Here is a 16757-nt window from a genome sequence, read left to right as displayed (position 1 = left end):
CCCCTTCCTACTACATCTACGTTTGTCAGGATGGTAAGTTTCATTTTTATTTTTTGTGCTATAAGAAAGGATAGTGCAAAGTTTCCTCCCTGTTTTAGTAAAGCTGTCTCATGTGAAGGGTACATTGAAAGCATTCGCGTTTTCCGTTTTCTAAAAAAACTAGATATGGAATTCACCCCAATTGGACGAGGGGATGTTTAGAATCGTTAACGGAAAAATAATGCCCCCATATAATCAACTCCCGCGTACAATCTTCTAAAATAAATATATGGCAAAGAACCCTATAAAACAGAATAGAGTGGTTGTTTTTTTACCGTATCTGTTTTATAGGGGCCAGTTTATGAAGCATGATTTATCTGCATTTTTTTTATTTAAACTTTTTTATTGCCACGGAATTAATTTACCTTCCAGCCATTTAAGAACTTTATTAAAGGTCAATCCTAGTAATGATAAAATCAAAACGCCGACCATCAGTTTTGATATAATCATCAGGTTTCCATAGTGGAGAACCATGGATCCAAGCCCCTCCTGAGCAGCAATCATTTCAGCAGATACAAGTAAAAGCAGGGAAGTCCCGGCAGCAAGCTTGAGTCCTGCAAAAATCATCGGCAATGCACCGGGAAGGATCACCTTGCGAATAACATTGAAACGGCTGGAACCGAATGTGACAGCAGCTTTAACCAAGAGCGGGTCAACATTCTTTACCCCGGAAAAGGTATTGATAACAACTGGGAAAAAGACCCCAAGCGCAATAATGGTTACCTTGGATAGCTCGCCAATTCCAAGCCACAGGATAAATAATGGCAGTAAGGCAATTTTGGGAATCGGGTAAATGGAATAGACAATTGGCGTTCCGATAGCATCAGCAGTTCGAAAGAAACCAAGAATTAACCCAACTAAAATACCGAAAACGGAACCAAGCGCATACCCCATTAGAATCCGGTATAAACTGGCGCTCAAGTTACTTATAATTTCCCCGTTAGTGAGCATTTCCCACCCAGTTGTTATAATCACTGACGGGGCAGGAAGAAAGAGCGGGGAAACAAATCCCAGCTGCGCAATCAGCTCCCACAATAGGAGCAATCCAAGGATACCTACAAAAGGAGTGTAGAAAGGAACTTGTTTATCGAGATAAGCAACACGGTTTTTAATGACTTTTCGATTTGTTTTTTGAGATGTTTGTTCTATTGATTTTTCCATAACGAATCACTCCTTCAAGGCTTTCTGGGCATCGTGCCGGATGAGCTCCCAAATCTCTTCGGAATAGCGGTTAAATTGCTGTATATGCTCTTCGCTATTTCGTTTTGTCTTTGGCAGATCAATATGAATAATTTGTTTTATTTGCCCGGGATGCCGGGATAAAACAATAACACGGTCGGCAAGATAGACAGCCTCCTGGATGTTATGCGTTACATAAAGCGTGCTTAGACGGGTGCGATTCCAAATGGTAAGTAATTCTTCCTGCATTAATGTCCTTGTCTGAGCATCGAGCGCAGAAAATGGTTCATCCATCAGGAGTAAATCCGGTTCTACAGCAAGAGCCCGGGCGATTCCTGCCCGCTGTTTCATCCCACCGGACAGCTGTTTAGGATAGGCATCTCTAAAGTCAGCTAAGCCGACCATATCAAGGTAGTGATTACCGATTTCCTTCTGCTCTTTTTTGCTTGCACCCCGTTCTTCCAGTCCATAGACAACATTCTGAAAAACGGTTCGCCAAGGAAATAGGGCGTTTTCCTGGAACACGATGCCAAGTGTTGGGTCCTGTTCGATTCCATCAAAGTATACATCACCGGAAGTAGGCGACAATAAGCCGCCTACAATATTCAAAAGCGTCGATTTTCCACAGCCGCTTGGTCCGACCAGTACGACGAATTCCTCTTCATTGATGGAGAAATTGATATCGTTCAATGCGGTCACTTCATTTTTTTTGGCATCGATAAATTTTTTTATAACATTTTCAATGACGATTTTCATACGGTCACTACTCCAATTCGTTTAAAGCTTGTTCAAGGAACTCGGTATTTACGATATCTTCGGCATTGACATTCGCATCTATTAAGTTTTCCTTTGCGTACCAGTCGATTTGTGTTTGGATATCTTCTGAGAGCAGTACGCCGTCCCGATCCATATAAGGCAGCCCGCTTTCAATCAATTGCGGCTCTTGATCTGTATATTCTGCAATAATATTAATGACTTCCTCATAATTTTCCCCTGGAACGATTTCCCCGTCTTCTTTGACAAGAACAGCATCATAATAATATTGGGTTGCTTTTGCATAAGCTTTCATGAAATTAACTGCCGTTTCCTCATCCTCTGCAAAGGCATTGGAGAAAAAGATTCCGGATGTCTGATAGTCAAAAGCATCGCCAATTTGTTCAATCACTTTCCCGTAGCCTTCTTCCAGCACAAGCGAAATGTTCGGTTCATTTAAAAGGACAGCATCTACTTGTTCACTTTCCAATGTTTCCATTAATCCAGGAATGCTGTTTAATGGAACAAGTTCCACATCATCTGTTGTCAGACCGTGTTCCTCAAGCAATCTCCCGGCCATGTAGTGGTAAGTCGACCCGGTTTGAGTAATTCCAATTTGTTTCCCTTTCAGTTCCTCAACAGATTCGATATCTGAATCATTATGTACTAATAATGCAGTGGAGGAATAGCCTTCCTGTTCTCTTCCTTTATCAGCTACGATTAATAATTCCTCTCCGCCCGCAACCATATTGTATAGGCTTGCAGTAATTCCCGTTGCACCGACGTCAATATCCCCGCCGGTTACGGCGACAGCAATTGGCTGTGCCGCATCGAACCAATTTACTTGAAGATCGATTCCTTCTTCTTCAAATAATCCGTGCTCTATTCCAATAAATAGTGGTGCTGAGCTCGTCAGTTTTAGCATTCCGAGTTCAACAGTAGTTAATCCTTCTGAGTCCGATTGCTGTGCATCATCCGAATTTGTACCAGATGCATTATCTCCACAGGCAGCAAGCAAAACTAGCAATGCTAAGAGTGCCATCCATAACAGACTTTTTTTCTTTCTCATTAATATTTCCCCCTTCATAATTAAGTACCAGCACTTGTCCGAATTTTTGAAAAACCGTATGTATACTTGATATATAGATAATAGAATAGCACAAATAAGTGCTTAATTCTATACGAATTTTTGGAAAATTACAGAAGGAAGATGCCTCTATTTATCGCCATGTAATAAAAATCAGCAAATCACGTAAGGAGCACGTCCATACGGGCAAGCTCTTTTTTCTATATCTTAAATGGAGGGAGGAATTCTATATGGCGAAGATTTACTTGGATCCTGGACATGGAGGAAGTGATACAGGAGCTGTAGGGCAAGGACTTCAAGAAAAAAATGTCACGCTGGCGATTGCTTTGAAAATACGAAATATCTTGAACAATCGTTATCAGGGGCATCAAATTCGGATGAGCCGTACGTCGGATCGAACCGTTTCATTGACTGCACGGACCAATGATGCGAACCAGTGGGGCGCAGATTATTTTGTTTCCATTCATATCAATGCCGGGGGAGGTTCTGGGTACGAAGACTTTATTCACTCCAGTCTTTCTAATCAAGGAGTAACCGGAAGATATCGGCAAATCATGCATGAAGAAGTCATGAAGCAGGTGAATTTTCAAAATCGAGGAAGAAAACAAGCGAATTTTCATGTACTGCGCGAGTCGGCAATGTCAGCTGTTTTAACAGAAAATGGATTCATCGATCATGCGGCAGATGCAGCAAAATTGAAATCGGATGCATTTTTGGAGCAAATTGCTTTAGGACATGCAAGAGGAATCGCGAGGATATTTCAATTATCCTCTAAAAGCAGCTCAGGGTCTTCCGGTAATTCCGGCGGCTCCAGTAATAACCAGGGAGGCGCTTCATCAGGTGCAGGCAAAACGAATTCCATTGTAGATTACTTGAAATCCGTTGGAACAGATTCCAGCTTTGCCAATCGTGCCAGGCTGGCTGGCTCTTATGGTATTCAAAATTATACGGGAACAGCTGCACAGAATACACGGCTATTAAATGCCATCCGATCTGGAGGGAATTCTGGTAATACTTCTACCGGTTCCTCAGCCAAACGTGTTCATTTGCCAGCATCTGCATCCACCTGGCGAACGTATCCGTTAAATGTTACTCCTGTAAAGAAAAACAGTGATTGGAGCCTTACACCGTCAGCTTTTGGAGGCTTGACTTATACGATTTTAGCAGAGCCGTATCCAAATGTCGTGACGATTCAAACAGGCCGGGGAAGACGTAATATTTATATTGGACCAGATACGAGCGCACGCAGATTATAAAATAAAACTTCATTCAGCAGAGACGTTGATTCTCTGCTGAATGAAGTTTTATTCTTCCTGATCTATAAAGTATTTTGAAACAGGTTCTAAATTGTCATCTAATTCATAAACAAGTGGAACTCCGGTAGGGATGGAAACATTTACAATATCCTCATCGCTGATATCTTCAAGGTATTTCATTAAACCTCTTAAACTGTTCCCGTGTGCAGCGATAATAACACTTTTCCCTGCTCTTACAGATGGTTTTATTACTTCCTCCCAGTAAGGGATAACGCGTTTGATGGTAGTTTCCAGACTTTCACCGAGAGGGATTTCATCTTCGGGTATTTCTTTATATTTTTGCTCATGTCCAGGATAACGTTCATCTTCTTTTTCTAAAAGCGGAGGAGCTGTATCAAAGCTGCGGCGCCAGATATGCACCTGCTCGGCTCCGTATTTCTCTGCCACTTTCTGCTTGTTTAATCCTTGTAAAGCGCCGTAATGCCTTTCGTTCAGCTTCCAGGATTTATGGACGGGGACCCACAGGCTGTCTGTTTCCTCTAAAACATAATTCAGTGTTTTAATGGCTCTTTTTAAATAGGATGTATAGGCCACATCAAAGTGGAATCCATGCTGCTTCAATGCTTGACCTGCATGCTTCGCATCTGCAGCTCCATGATCTGTTAAATCCACATCTGTCCATCCAGTGAAAAGATTGGCCAAATTCCATTCACTTTGTCCATGTCTGATCAGTACAAGCTTCATATATAATCCCTCACTATCCTTTTACATATAACATACCACTGTTTGGAAGGATTTACACATTATGCGATGGAATAACTTCTAAAAAATTTCTGAAAAAAACAGGAAAAATTTGCAGAAAGGAGAGAATACGATAAGCTAGTAAATAAAAGAGAGATGGAGGTTGCAGGTAATGGTAAAAGTTAATCCAATTGAACAGCTGCTGGATCAATTTGATACATTAATTTTAGACGGTGCATTGGCAACAGAATTAGAAAAGCTGGATTGTGATTTAGAGGATCCCTTGTGGTCAGCTCGTGTTTTGCTGGACGAGCCTGAAAAAATCAGAAAGGTTCATTATGCTTATTTTGAGGCGGGGGCAGATATTGCAATCACAGCAAGCTATCAGGCAAGTATAGATGGTTTTAAAAAGCGCGGAATAAGTGAAGCGGATGCGAGAGCACTTATGAAAAAAACAGTAGAATTAGCACAACAGGCGCGGGAAGATTACTGGATGGAAAAAAAAGAAGCATTCCGTCCCTACCCATTGATAGCCGGTTCTGTCGGGCCATACGGTGCTTATCTTGCAGATGGGTCAGAGTACATCGGGAACTACGGCGTAAGTGATTCGTTTTTATATGAGTTTCACAAGCCGCGTATAGAAGCTTTGGTGGAAGCGGGAGCGGATTTATTAGCGGTGGAAACCATCCCATCACTTCAGGAAGCTCGAGTTATCTGTGATGTACTGAAAGAATTTCCTGATATTTCTGCATGGATGACGTTTTCGTTGAGAGATGCGGTTCATATAAGTGAAGGAACGTCTCTGAAAGAATGTGCAGAAGTTTTAAACGCATGCAGCCAGATTGCAGCTGTAGGGGTAAACTGTGTGACCACGGAATTTGTTAGTGATGCCGTTCAAGCATTGCATGCCAGTACACAAAAACCTATTATCATCTATCCGAATTCTGGCGAACATTATAATCCGGAAACGAAAACATGGAATGGAGATAACGATGTACATATGGATGCCGCGGCTGCTGATTGGGCTAAAAAAGGAGCGAAAATTATCGGCGGCTGCTGCCGGACAGGACCAGAGGATATTAGAGGTATCCATAAGATATTGAGGGGAAATCAGTAGAAATCAGACTTCTTTTCATCATAAAAGCAACGGACAAAAATAATGGCTTTCCAAACAAGGAGAGCCATTATTTTTTATCCAATCCCCCCTTGACAATTTCAGTAATAAAATGTATAGTTACCTAGGTTAATAGTTACTCTTGTTAATTATGTGTGGAGGTTAGCAAATGGAAGGATTATTTCGGCATTATATACGTACACACCGGTTGTTAATGAAACATTTGAATGACCTTTTAGAAAAATATCAGCTTTCTTATTCCCTGTGGCAGGTTATTGTTTATTTAAAGGATAGCGGTACTTCAACGCTCGTTGATATTTCCAATTATTATCAAGTAGAAAAACCGGGTATTACCAGGCGGGTTCGTCGCCTGCAGGAATCTGGCCTGATTAAGGAAGTACCAAGTACCAACCGCAGAGAAAAAATTATTGAGCTGACCTCGGAAGGAAAGCGTGTCTATCAAGTATGCAGAGAAGAGATTACGGCATTAGAGCATAGCATTTCCGAAGGGTTGACAGAAGAAGAGAAGCAAATTGCTTTTCAATTTTTAATGAAAATCCAAGATAATATTTTAAGTAAAGAAGGGTTTCGTAGTGAGTAGTGAATCGAAGTTATGGACAAAAGATTTTATTATTGTGTCCGCAGTTAATTTTTTATTAACACTTGTTTTTTATCTGCTTGTCGTTGTGATGGGAGTATACGCAGCAGAAGAATTTAATGCAACTGCAAGTCAATCCGGACTAGTAGTCGGGATTTTTATTGTCGGTGCACTGATTGGACGCCTGTTTATTGGTCGTTATATTGAAAAATTTGGTCAGAAAAAAACACTGTTTATCGGGGTTATTATATTTATTGTAGCTACATCTTTATATTTCTTTAATTTTGGTATCGGCTTTTTACTCTTTAACCGATTTATTCATGGGATTGGACTTGGTTTTGGAAGTACGGCAACGGGTACGATTGTAGCGCAGATCATTCCGGCAGCACGCAAGGGAGAGGGAATCGGCTATTATAGTATGAGTGCGACCTTATCTACTGCATTAGGACCGTTTGTCGGTCTGTATATGAGTCAGCATACCAGCATGAAAGGAATTTTTGGGCTCTGTTTAGCAATTGGTGTTATCAGTTTCTTTACAGTCTTTTTTGTGAAAATCCCGGTTATTGAGGAAACAAAAGCGGAAAAAGAGATAGAAAAAGAGGAAGAAAAGCATTTTATTGCTCAATTTGTAGAGCCTAGAGCTGTGCCGATTGCAATTATCACATTGATTTTAGCTCTTTGCTACTCCAGTGTGCTGTCTTTCCTTAATTCCTATGCGATAGAACTGGATTTGGTAAGCGCAGCAAGTGTATTCTTCCTTGTTTATTCCATTGCTGTATTACTTTCCCGTCCTTTTACTGGCCGTTTAATTGATTTAAAAGGGTCAAATATTGTAATGTATCCTGCATTTGTCCTGTTTACGATTGGTATGATTGTTTTAGGGTTTGCACATAGCAGCTTTACACTATTATTAGCGGGTGTATTGATTGGCCTTGGTTTTGGTAATATGCAATCCTGTACACAGGCGATTGCAGTCAAACTGACGCCCCCGCATCGGATGGGGCTGGCAACATCTACTTTCTTCATCTTTTTAGATGGAGGATTAGGCTTTGGACCATATATCCTCGGATTTATTGCGCCAGCCATTGGGTTTAGCACGCTTTATATAGTGTTAGGCCTGGTTGTACTTGTAACAGCAGGGCTGTATACCATTTTACATGGCAAAAAAGCCGCTTCTGCTCAAAAGCAAGCATTAGCATATAAATAAAAAGAACCTTCATTCCAAAAAGAGACTCTTTTTGGAATGAAGGTTTTTTACATTAATATCTCAACTTTCACACATTAAAAAGTAACTTCATTTCCATAGAAACAGGAGTTGATCATTCCTTTGATAACACCCTTGACAAAGATATAGAAGGCGAAGTGTAAAGCGCCGCTGCGGCGGAAAGCGGAGTGGTTGTCCGGAGCGGAGCTATGCACCATCACCAATTTCAAAATGGCCGGATAGTTCACCAAAATGCAAGCACGGTAATGGAGAACATGTTCACCCTGGAATAGCAAGATATATATGCTTATTCTTAGGTGCGAAAGTTGAGTTAATATCTAGTATTTTTGAGACGGCTGCTAAAAACCATAATGACATCGAATTTGTCAACGATAGATTTTGGCGAAAAATGTTTTAAGTGTACTGTGAAAATTTGTAGAAAATATACGATAAAAGTCGGTTGCTGTTATGTAAGATAATAAAAGTAAATTGATTCCAATGGATTATGATAATAATATGAACTTTACTCCTTTTTCTTAAATTCAATGTATAATTATGTAAGGATCTATAGTATAATGAACTCAAGTAACCTTCTTACTGCTATATAAAAATGAATAGATTCTAGTTATATGATAAGTTGGTTTTCAAAATCAGATTTTAGAAAATTTAGTTATTTCATCTAGAACGTAAATAAAAGTGAAAGTAACAGCAGCAGACAATAGAATAGACTATATTTTAAGAGACATTTATTATATAAACGTAAATAAAAACATCGCAGTCATGTGTTATCAATTTATAACATAGAACCATTCCATATATATGCAATATATAATGATGGGTTACAGCGATGTTTTTTTATATCAATTTTATTTGTCTGCGCAGGAATATAGAGTTACTGTTACTTGGCAGTAAGATCATAGATTTTAATGTAGAAGGGGGCATGTTTATGTCATATCAAGATACCTATGAACAATGGAAGAATGAAGAGACTCTGGATAGAGAACTAAAAACAGAATTAGAGAGTCTTTTAAACAATGAAACAGAATTGGAAGATGCTTTCTCACACCCTTTAGAATTTGGAACTGCGGGTATGCGCGGAATATTGGGCCCGGGCATCAATCGGATGAACATTTATACGGTGAGACAAGCTACAGAAGGTCTGGCCCGATTTATGGAAAGTCAGTCAGAAGAGGATAAAAAAAGGGGAGTGGCGATTGCCTATGATTCCAGACATAAGTCTCCTGAGTTTGCGTTAGAAGCAGCAAGAACACTCGCAAACCACGGGATTCCGTCCTATGTATTCGAATCATTGCGTCCGACACCGGAGCTCTCCTTTGCGGTGAGACATTTAAATACATTTACCGGCATTATGATCACGGCATCCCATAATCCTGCAAATTATAATGGCTACAAAATTTATGGAGAGAGCGGTGGACAAATGCCGCCGAAAGATGCGGATGCTTTAACATCATATGTCCGTTCTGTAGAAAATCCGCTGCAAATAGATGTATTATCCGAAGAAGAAGCGAAAGAAAAAGGGCTTCTGACAATTATCGGAAAAGAAGTGGATGATGCCTATTTACAGGAAGTAGATACAGTAACGATTAATAGAGAGCTGGTAGCGAAAGAAGGAAAAGATTTAAAGCTTGTTTTTACACCGCTGCATGGCGCCGGAAAAATGCTTGGTGAAAAAGCGTTGGAGCAAGCAGGATTTACAGGATTTTCTTTCGTCCCTGAGCAAAGTATTGCTGATCCGGATTTTACGACTGTCAAATCTCCTAACCCGGAGGAACACTCTGCATTTGAATATGCGATTTCCCTGGGGGAAAAAGACGGTGCTGATTTGCTGGTGGCAACAGACCCGGATGCGGACCGCTTAGGTGTTGCTGTGAAGCTGCCGGACGAAACCTATAGAGTTCTCAGCGGTAATCAAATTGGAGCCTTGATGCTGGATTATATTTTAAAAGCGCGAAAAGATGATGGTACACTGCCAGACAATGCAGTGGCATTGAAATCAATTGTTTCCAGCGAGCTTTCCACTGCTATTGCTGAAAATTATCAAACTAAAATGGTTAATGTACTGACAGGCTTTAAATTTATCGCTGAAAAAATTCAGGCATATCAAGAGGACGGCTCGCAGACATTTCTGTTTGGTTTTGAAGAAAGCTATGGTTATCTGGTAAAACCCTTTGTCAGAGATAAAGATGCCATTCAGGCGCTGGTGTTGATTGCCGAAGTAGCTGCTTTCTACAAGCAAAAGGGCGAAAACCTTTACGACGCATTACAAACGATTTTTGAGGAATATGGCTATTATCAGGAAAAAACAATTTCTATTACCATGAGCGGTTTAGAAGGTTCGGCGAAAATAGCTTCCTTAATGAGACAGCTTCGTGAAGAATCTCCGATAACTTTTGGAGGGATAAAGGTTGTCAGCACAGAGGATTATAAATTACAGGAAAAAGTACATGCAGATGGTTCCGTAACTGCGTTGAACACGCCGCCCTCAGACGTATTGAAATATTTCTTGGAAGACGAAAGCTGGATAGCTGCACGCCCTTCCGGAACAGAGCCTAAAATCAAGTTTTATATCGGTGTTAAAGCTGGGAGTGAAGAAGCGGCTGAAGAAAAAATCAAAGCCTTTTCAGCAGCTATTTCGGAAATAACCAATGTAACCAGCTGAAAATCACTTCAGGGACAAGCTTCAAGAGGATGTTCAAAAATCATCAGCTCCTTTCGATGAGGGGAGTAATCGAAAGCATCGGCAGCTTTTTGAACACGCACTTCAATAGGTGGTGAATGAAGAAATGCAAACGAATGAGTATTTGGAATTGGAAACAGAAGATGCAATAAAAAGATTTCACTCGGGTGAGAACTTTTATAGTCAGCATGTTTTCGGATATCACCAGGAAGACCAGGACGGGGAGACAGGATTTGTCTTCCGTGTCTGGGCTCCGAATGCACAGCAGATATGGTTGGTAGGAACGTTTAATGACTGGGACGAATCCTTGCCAATGGAAAAAAATGAAGTATATGGCTATTGGGAAGTGTTCACCGGCAAGCCTTCCGAGAATGATTTGTATAAATACAAGGTGCGTCAGGCAGACGGCAGAGTAGTTTATAAAATTGATCCATTTGCCATTGCATTTGAGAAGCGTCCGGATAATGCAGCTGTGATTCATCATGTTCCGGAGAAAAAATGGAAGGATGGTTTATGGTACGGGAGAAAGAAGCGTTCTAATTTCTTTCAGCGTCCCATAAATATCTATGAGGTACATGCCAGTTCCTGGAAGCATCATGAGGACGGGACGCCTTACTCCTTTGCGGATTTAAAGGAAGAATTAATTCCATATGTCAAGAAAATGGGATATACCCATATTGAATTTATGCCGTTAATGGAGCATCCTCTCGGGGCGTCTTGGGGATATCAATTGATAGGTTATTTTGCTTTAAGCTCTTATTACGGCAAGCCGGAAGAATTTCAAGATTTTGTGGAAGCATGTCATAAGGAAAATATAGGAGTATTTGTGGACTGGGTCCCCGGTCACTGCTGTATTAATGATGATGCTCTTCCGAAATATGACGGCACACCTCAATTTGAATATGAGAATCCGGATCGGGCAGCAAATATTCGCTGGGGCTCTGTTAATTTCGATTTAGGTAAACCAGAGGTACAATCATTTCTAATCTCCAGTGCTCTATTCTGGTTAGAAATGTACCATATTGATGGAATACGTGTCGATGCGGTTTCCAGTATGCTTTATTTAGATTATGACGATGGGCCTTGGGAACCGAACCATGAAGGCGGGAATCGTAACTATGAAGGATACTACTTCCTGCAAAAGCTGAATGCAGTTGTCAAGCTGGCTCATCCGGAAGTGATTATGATTGCGGAGGAGAGTTCATCTGACACACAGATTACTGGATTAATTGAATCAGGCGCATTGGGCTTTGATTATAAATGGAACATGGGCTGGATGAATGATGTGCTGGACTTTTATAAAATGGATCCAGCTTTTCGGAAGGACCATTTTAACTTAATCACCTTCTCCTTTATGTATATGATGCAGGAAAACTATATCCTTCCGCTTTCTCATGATGAAGTTGTACATGGAAAAAGGAGTTTAATGCATAAGATGTGGGGAGACAGGTATAAACAATTTTCGCAATTGCGTAATTTATATACGTATATGATTGCTCATCCTGGAAAAAAGCTTTTATTCATGGGAAGTGAATGGGGACAATTCTTAGAGTGGAAGTACGATGAAGGATTGGAATGGCGTGATTTAGATGATCCAATGAACAACAGCATGCAGCATTTTACTACTAGTTTAAATGCTTTGTATAAAGAACAGCCGGCATTATGGGAACTGGAGGAAAGCTATGACACGATTTCAATTATCGATGCCGACAATCGAAATGATTCGGTTCTTAGTTTTATCCGGAAAAGTAAGAAAAAAAAGGATTTTCTGATTATTATTTTAAATATGACCCCTGTAGAGCGTCAGGATTTTCCGATTGGTGTTCCATACCAAGGGAGCTACAAGGAAATTTGGAATACAGAAATGCAAGAATTCGGCGGGACGTGGAAAGAGCATAATCCTGACCAATTAACGGAGGAAGTTCCTTTTAAGGAATATCCTTATCGTATTAAAACGGTTGTACCGGCATTGGGAGCGTTGATCTTACAGCCTGATAAAATAAAAATACCAAGAAAACGTCCATCTGCTAAGTAATTTTTCATCATGGGAAATATCATTTTTATTGGAATTTTTTGTATCCTCTAAAAATATATTATAGAAACACACCAGGTTTTACTTTTTAACGTAAATTTTTGAAGAAGTAATCGAAAGGGGGACAGGTGAAAGGCTGCTTTCACCGAATATATGAAAAATGAGATGCTAGCAATGATTCTTGCAGGAGGTAAGGGATCGCGATTAGGAAAACTGACAAAAAATATCGCTAAACCAGCTGTTCCTTTTGGAGGAAGATATCGTATTATTGATTTCACATTAAGTAATTGTGCCAACTCTGGGATTAAAAATGTGGGTGTAGTCACCCAATATCAGCCACTCGCTTTAAATAACCACGTAGACAATGGGACAAGCTGGGGGCTGGATGGAATTAATTCCGGCGTCACGATTCTTCAGCCTTATGCTGGTTCAGAAGGCGGTAAATGGTTTGAAGGAACTGCACATGCGATTTACCAGAATATTGCTTATATCGATGAGATGAACCCCGAATATTTACTTGTATTATCAGGAGACCATATTTATAAGATGGATTATGAAGAGATGCTTGAGACACACAAAGCAAATGAAGCTTCTTTAACAGTTGCCGTGCTGGAAGTCCCTGAAAAAGAAGCATCTCGTTTCGGAATTATGAATACAGACGAAAATGACCGGATTATAGAATTTGAAGAAAAACCGGAAAATCCTAAAAGTAACCTGGCCTCGATGGGAATTTACATTTTTGACTGGAGCCGGTTACGGGAGGTGCTGTTAAGCAGCTATTCCAAAGATGACCATATGCTGGATTTTGGCAAGCACGTTATACCCTCTTATTTAGAAGGCGGGGAGAATGTATTTGTCTACCGATTTGCTGGATATTGGAAGGATGTTGGAACCATTGATTCGCTCTGGGAAGCAAACATGGAATTTATTAATCCTGAAATGAATCTGGATATCCGGGATAAATCATGGCGTGTCTATTCCAGAAATACAATTTCACCGCCAAACTTTTTAACAGATACCGCTTCGGTGACAGACTCTCTAATCGTTGATGGATGCTATGTAGCTGGGCAGATTGAAAATAGTATTCTATCGAATGATGTGCAGGTAAAAGAAGGCTCGAAAATAACGGATAGTTTTATTATGCCGGGAGCAAGTATCGGCAGGGACGTAACCATCCATCGGGCAATTATTGGAGAAGGAGCGGTCGTGGGTGACAATACAGTAATTGACGGAACGGAAGAGGTCGGCGTAGTAGGCTATTCTGAAGTGATTGGAGTGACGATGGATGAGGGCTAATAAAATTTGTGCGGTTTTAGGGAATATTCAACGCTATAATGCTTTACTTCCATTAACAAATGAGAGACCACTGGCAACCTTGCCGTTTGCTTGTAAATACAGACTGATTGATTTTCCGCTTTCCAGCATTGTCAATGCGAATATAAATACGGTTTATATGATTTTTAATGAAGGAGAAACACAATCTGTATTTGATCATATCGGCGGAGGGAAAGAATGGAATTTAGACGGCGTGCATAATCGTTTCTTTATCCACCTCTATCAAGACTTTTTGAAATTAAAAGCACATAACCAAAGCTATTATCGTCCGCTGATCGACTATCTTGAAAAATCAAAATCAGAGTATACGGTTTATATGAGCAGTAAAATGATTTGTAATATCGACTTGCGAGCTGTTTTAAAAATTCACCAGCAGCAAAACAATGAAATGACGGTAGTTTATAAAAAGGTAGAATCTGAAAAAATATGCCAGACAGATGCTGTATTATCTCTGACAGATAATGGCCAAATTACCGAAGTGCGCCCATATATGGAGCATTTGCAGACATCCGAGCAGGAGAATCTCTGCATGGATATTTATATCGTCCAGACAGATTGGCTGATTCGGGAATTAAAAGAAGGACAGCAGGAAGGAACTCCCGCGGATATCCAAGATTTTCTGCGTAAAAAAATCCATACCGTAAAAAGCTCTACCTACGAGCATACGGGTTATTTAAGTAATATTTTTGATATCAATTCATACTATAATGCATCACTTGATATGCTGAACCAGCAAAAATTCAGTTCGCTTCTCTATTCTAATCAAAAAATATATACAAAATTAAAAAATGAAGTTCCAACCTATTACTCAGAGTCTTCTGAGGTGAATAACAGCCAATTTGCAACAGGATGTATCATTGAAGGAAAAGTAGAAGGATCCTCTATTTCTCGTGGAACAGTGATAGATAAAGGGACAGAAATCATCGATTCAATCATTATGCCAAGTGCAAAAATATGTGCCGGAGCCAGGGTGCAAAACGCTATCTTGGATAAGGAAGTTGTTGTGGATCCAGGGGTACAAATAATAGGGACAAGAGAAAATCCGGTAGTCATTGAAAAATATCAGCACGTAACCAATGATATCCTTGCGAATGGGGTAGCAGTTGGCGATATAGAGAGATAGGAGGAAAAATATGAAATTATTATTTGCTAGTGCAGAGTGTGCACCGTTTTTCAAAACAGGCGGACTCGGAGACGTTATTGGTGCACTCCCGAAAGAATTAGCAAAAAAAGATGTGGAAGTGGCAGTTGTACTGCCGCTTCACAAAAAAATGCCGGCTGCATATAGAGAGAACTTAGAGCATGTGACGTCCTTCTCGATAGACGTCGGCTGGAGAAGTCAATTTTGTGGAATCGAACGTTTAAAAATGGATCATGTCACCTATTATTTTATCGATAATCTCTACTATTTTGACCGCGATGATTTATATGGTTTTTATGATGATGGGGAACGCTTTGCTTTCTTTCAGATGGCTCTGATTGAAATGATGGAGGCAGTTGATTATATTCCGGATATCCTTCATGTACATGATTTTCATACAGCAATGGTACCATTTCTCTTAAAAGAAAAATATCATTGGATTGAAGCATATCAAAACATTCGAACCGTGCTGACCATTCATAATATTGAGTTTCAAGGTCGGTATCACCCGGAAGTGCTGTCTGATTTATTCGGAGTCGGCGACAGAAAATATCATGATGGTACCATTCGCTTCAAAGATGACATTAATTTTCTGAAGTCGGGTATTGTATATGCAGACAGAGTAAATACGGTCAGCCATTCTTATGCAAGAGAAATCCAGACTGCTGAATTTGGCAATGGCTTAGAAGGCATTCTCAGACAGGAGCAGGGAAAGCTGTCAGGTATTGTGAACGGGATAGACTATGAGATAAATAATCCGGAAACAGATCTGGCGCTCAAGTCTACCTATTCTTCCGCTGACTTATCAGGCAAAAAAGAGTGTAAGCAAGAATTGCAGGAACGAATGGGACTTCCTGTGAAGAAGGATGTTCCGGTCATTGCGGTGGTCAGCCGTCTGACACATCAGAAGGGTTTTCATCTTGTTTTGGAAGAGCTGGAGAATCTATTACAATATGATGTCCAGTTTGTTCTGTTAGGGACCGGAGATCCAGCCTTAGAGCATCCATTCCAGCTGATTTCTGAATGGTATCCAAATAAGTGCGCAGTGAACATTACATTCGATGTAACACTGGCTCAAAAGATTTATGCCGGCGCGGATATCTTCCTGATGCCTTCAAAATTCGAGCCATGTGGATTATCACAGCTGATTTCCATGCGGTATGGCACGTTGCCGGTGGTTCATGAAATAGGCGGATTGAAAGATACGGTAGAACCATATAATCCGATTGAAAAAACAGGGACAGGGTTTGGCTTCTCCTTATTTACACCATACTACATGATGGAAGCATTGAAAAAAGCAATCCATGTCTATCAGGAAGAGAAGGATGTATGGGACAGCCTGATTCAGTCTGCAATGGTACAGGACTTCAGCTGGGAGACGTCCAGTGAGCAGTACTATTTGCTTTATAAAGAAATTTTATAGGAAGCGGTGTGTGTTCAAAGAGCTCAAGAAATAATGCATGTTATTGAGTTTTTTGAACACCTTCTTATAGGCCCAAAACATAAACGCATCGGTTTAAGTGAGATGAGCAGCTTCTTCCCTAAAATGTAGTGTGTAATTACATTTTCAGGGAAGAAGA

The 16757-nt window shown here is 40.3% G+C and carries 12 protein-coding genes and 1 pseudogene; 9 read left to right on the top strand and 4 right to left on the bottom strand.

The window, feature by feature from the left end; translation table 11 throughout:
• Positions 1–381 precede the first annotated feature (381 nt).
• The 3 genes from ACFO3P_RS08810 to ACFO3P_RS08800 are packed head-to-tail and all read right to left on the bottom strand — an operon-like array spanning position 382 to position 3040.
• The gene (locus tag ACFO3P_RS08810; RefSeq protein ID WP_042531566.1) at positions 382–1200 is read right to left on the bottom strand and encodes an ABC transporter permease; all 819 of its coding nucleotides are present in this window, start codon (positions 1198–1200) and stop codon (positions 382–384) included.
• A 6-nt stretch (positions 1201–1206) separates the two neighbouring features.
• The gene (locus ACFO3P_RS08805; RefSeq protein WP_042531568.1) at positions 1207–1974 is read right to left on the bottom strand and encodes an ABC transporter ATP-binding protein; all 768 of its coding nucleotides are present in this window, start codon (positions 1972–1974) and stop codon (positions 1207–1209) included.
• A gap of 7 nt (positions 1975–1981) precedes the next feature.
• On the bottom strand, positions 1982–3040 hold the full coding sequence (locus tag ACFO3P_RS08800) for an ABC transporter substrate-binding protein (RefSeq protein WP_193062772.1): 1059 nt from the start codon (positions 3038–3040) through the stop codon (positions 1982–1984).
• Positions 3041–3288: 248 nt separating this feature from the next.
• On the opposite strand from ACFO3P_RS08800, the pseudogene ACFO3P_RS08795 reads away from it, so the two are divergent.
• Positions 3289–3843: pseudogene (locus ACFO3P_RS08795) on the top strand (N-acetylmuramoyl-L-alanine amidase family protein); the annotation flags it as partial.
• Positions 3844–4362: 519 nt separating this feature from the next.
• On the opposite strand, the gene gpmA reads toward ACFO3P_RS08795, so the two are convergent.
• On the bottom strand, positions 4363–5058 hold the full coding sequence (gene gpmA / locus ACFO3P_RS08790; protein WP_289584732.1) for a 2,3-diphosphoglycerate-dependent phosphoglycerate mutase: 696 nt from the start codon (positions 5056–5058) through the stop codon (positions 4363–4365).
• A 169-nt stretch (positions 5059–5227) separates the two neighbouring features.
• On the opposite strand from gpmA, the gene mmuM reads away from it, so the two are divergent.
• The 8 genes from mmuM (at position 5228) to glgA (ending at position 16600) form a co-directional block, all read left to right on the top strand.
• Positions 5228–6172 (top strand): homocysteine S-methyltransferase, encoded by a 945-nt coding sequence (mmuM, locus tag ACFO3P_RS08785; protein ID WP_042531574.1) that lies wholly within the window; start codon positions 5228–5230, stop codon positions 6170–6172.
• A 166-nt stretch (positions 6173–6338) separates the two neighbouring features.
• Complete coding sequence (locus ACFO3P_RS08780; protein ID WP_042531576.1) at positions 6339–6770, top strand: MarR family winged helix-turn-helix transcriptional regulator; 432 nt, start codon at positions 6339–6341, stop codon at positions 6768–6770.
• Entirely contained in the window at positions 6763–7974 is a 1212-nt protein-coding gene (locus tag ACFO3P_RS08775) for an MFS transporter (RefSeq protein WP_289584733.1), read from the top strand. Before ACFO3P_RS08780 ends, ACFO3P_RS08775 begins: the two co-directional genes overlap by 8 nt.
• A 943-nt stretch (positions 7975–8917) precedes the next feature.
• The gene (locus ACFO3P_RS08770) at positions 8918–10651 is read left to right on the top strand and encodes a phospho-sugar mutase (protein ID WP_289584734.1); all 1734 of its coding nucleotides are present in this window, start codon (positions 8918–8920) and stop codon (positions 10649–10651) included.
• 124 nt (positions 10652–10775) lie between these two features.
• A complete protein-coding gene (gene glgB / locus ACFO3P_RS08765) occupies positions 10776–12704 on the top strand; it encodes a 1,4-alpha-glucan branching protein GlgB (RefSeq protein ID WP_042531582.1) in 1929 nt (642 codons plus the stop codon).
• Between the two features lie 150 nt (positions 12705–12854).
• On the top strand, positions 12855–13997 hold the full coding sequence (locus ACFO3P_RS08760) for a glucose-1-phosphate adenylyltransferase (RefSeq protein WP_042531584.1): 1143 nt from the start codon (positions 12855–12857) through the stop codon (positions 13995–13997).
• Positions 13987–15159 (top strand): glucose-1-phosphate adenylyltransferase subunit GlgD, encoded by a 1173-nt coding sequence (gene glgD / locus ACFO3P_RS08755; protein ID WP_042531586.1) that lies wholly within the window; start codon positions 13987–13989, stop codon positions 15157–15159. The genes ACFO3P_RS08760 and glgD overlap by 11 nt, the downstream gene beginning before the upstream one ends.
• A gap of 10 nt (positions 15160–15169) precedes the next feature.
• Entirely contained in the window at positions 15170–16600 is a 1431-nt protein-coding gene (gene glgA, locus ACFO3P_RS08750; RefSeq protein WP_193062782.1) for a glycogen synthase GlgA, read from the top strand.
• The last annotated feature ends 157 nt before the right edge of the window (positions 16601–16757 follow it).

This window comes from Oceanobacillus aidingensis (assembly GCF_042654105.1).
GTDB classification, from domain to species: domain Bacteria; phylum Bacillota; class Bacilli; order Bacillales; family Amphibacillaceae; genus Oceanobacillus; species Oceanobacillus oncorhynchi.
Note: the sequence above shows the minus strand (reverse complement) of the source record. Positions and strands in the feature narration are given on the sequence as shown.

Bases quoted from the DNA above. Each gene is read 5' to 3' on its own strand.
- ACFO3P_RS08810 (WP_042531566.1), bottom strand. From the start codon at position 1,200: ATGGAAAAATCAATAGAACAAACATCTCAAAAAACAAATCGAAAAGTC.
- ACFO3P_RS08805 (WP_042531568.1), bottom strand. From the start codon at position 1,974: ATGAAAATCGTCATTGAAAATGTTATAAAAAAATTTATCGATGCCAAA.
- ACFO3P_RS08800 (WP_193062772.1), bottom strand. From the start codon at position 3,040: ATGAGAAAGAAAAAAAGTCTGTTATGGATGGCACTCTTAGCATTGCTA.
- gpmA (WP_289584732.1), bottom strand. From the start codon at position 5,058: ATGAAGCTTGTACTGATCAGACATGGACAAAGTGAATGGAATTTGGCC.
- mmuM (WP_042531574.1), top strand. From the start codon at position 5,228: ATGGTAAAAGTTAATCCAATTGAACAGCTGCTGGATCAATTTGATACA.
- ACFO3P_RS08780 (WP_042531576.1), top strand. From the start codon at position 6,339: ATGGAAGGATTATTTCGGCATTATATACGTACACACCGGTTGTTAATG.
- ACFO3P_RS08770 (WP_289584734.1), top strand. From the start codon at position 8,918: ATGTCATATCAAGATACCTATGAACAATGGAAGAATGAAGAGACTCTG.
- glgB (WP_042531582.1), top strand. From the start codon at position 10,776: ATGCAAACGAATGAGTATTTGGAATTGGAAACAGAAGATGCAATAAAA.
- ACFO3P_RS08760 (WP_042531584.1), top strand. From the start codon at position 12,855: ATGAAAAATGAGATGCTAGCAATGATTCTTGCAGGAGGTAAGGGATCG.
- glgD (WP_042531586.1), top strand. From the start codon at position 13,987: ATGAGGGCTAATAAAATTTGTGCGGTTTTAGGGAATATTCAACGCTAT.
- glgA (WP_193062782.1), top strand. From the start codon at position 15,170: ATGAAATTATTATTTGCTAGTGCAGAGTGTGCACCGTTTTTCAAAACA.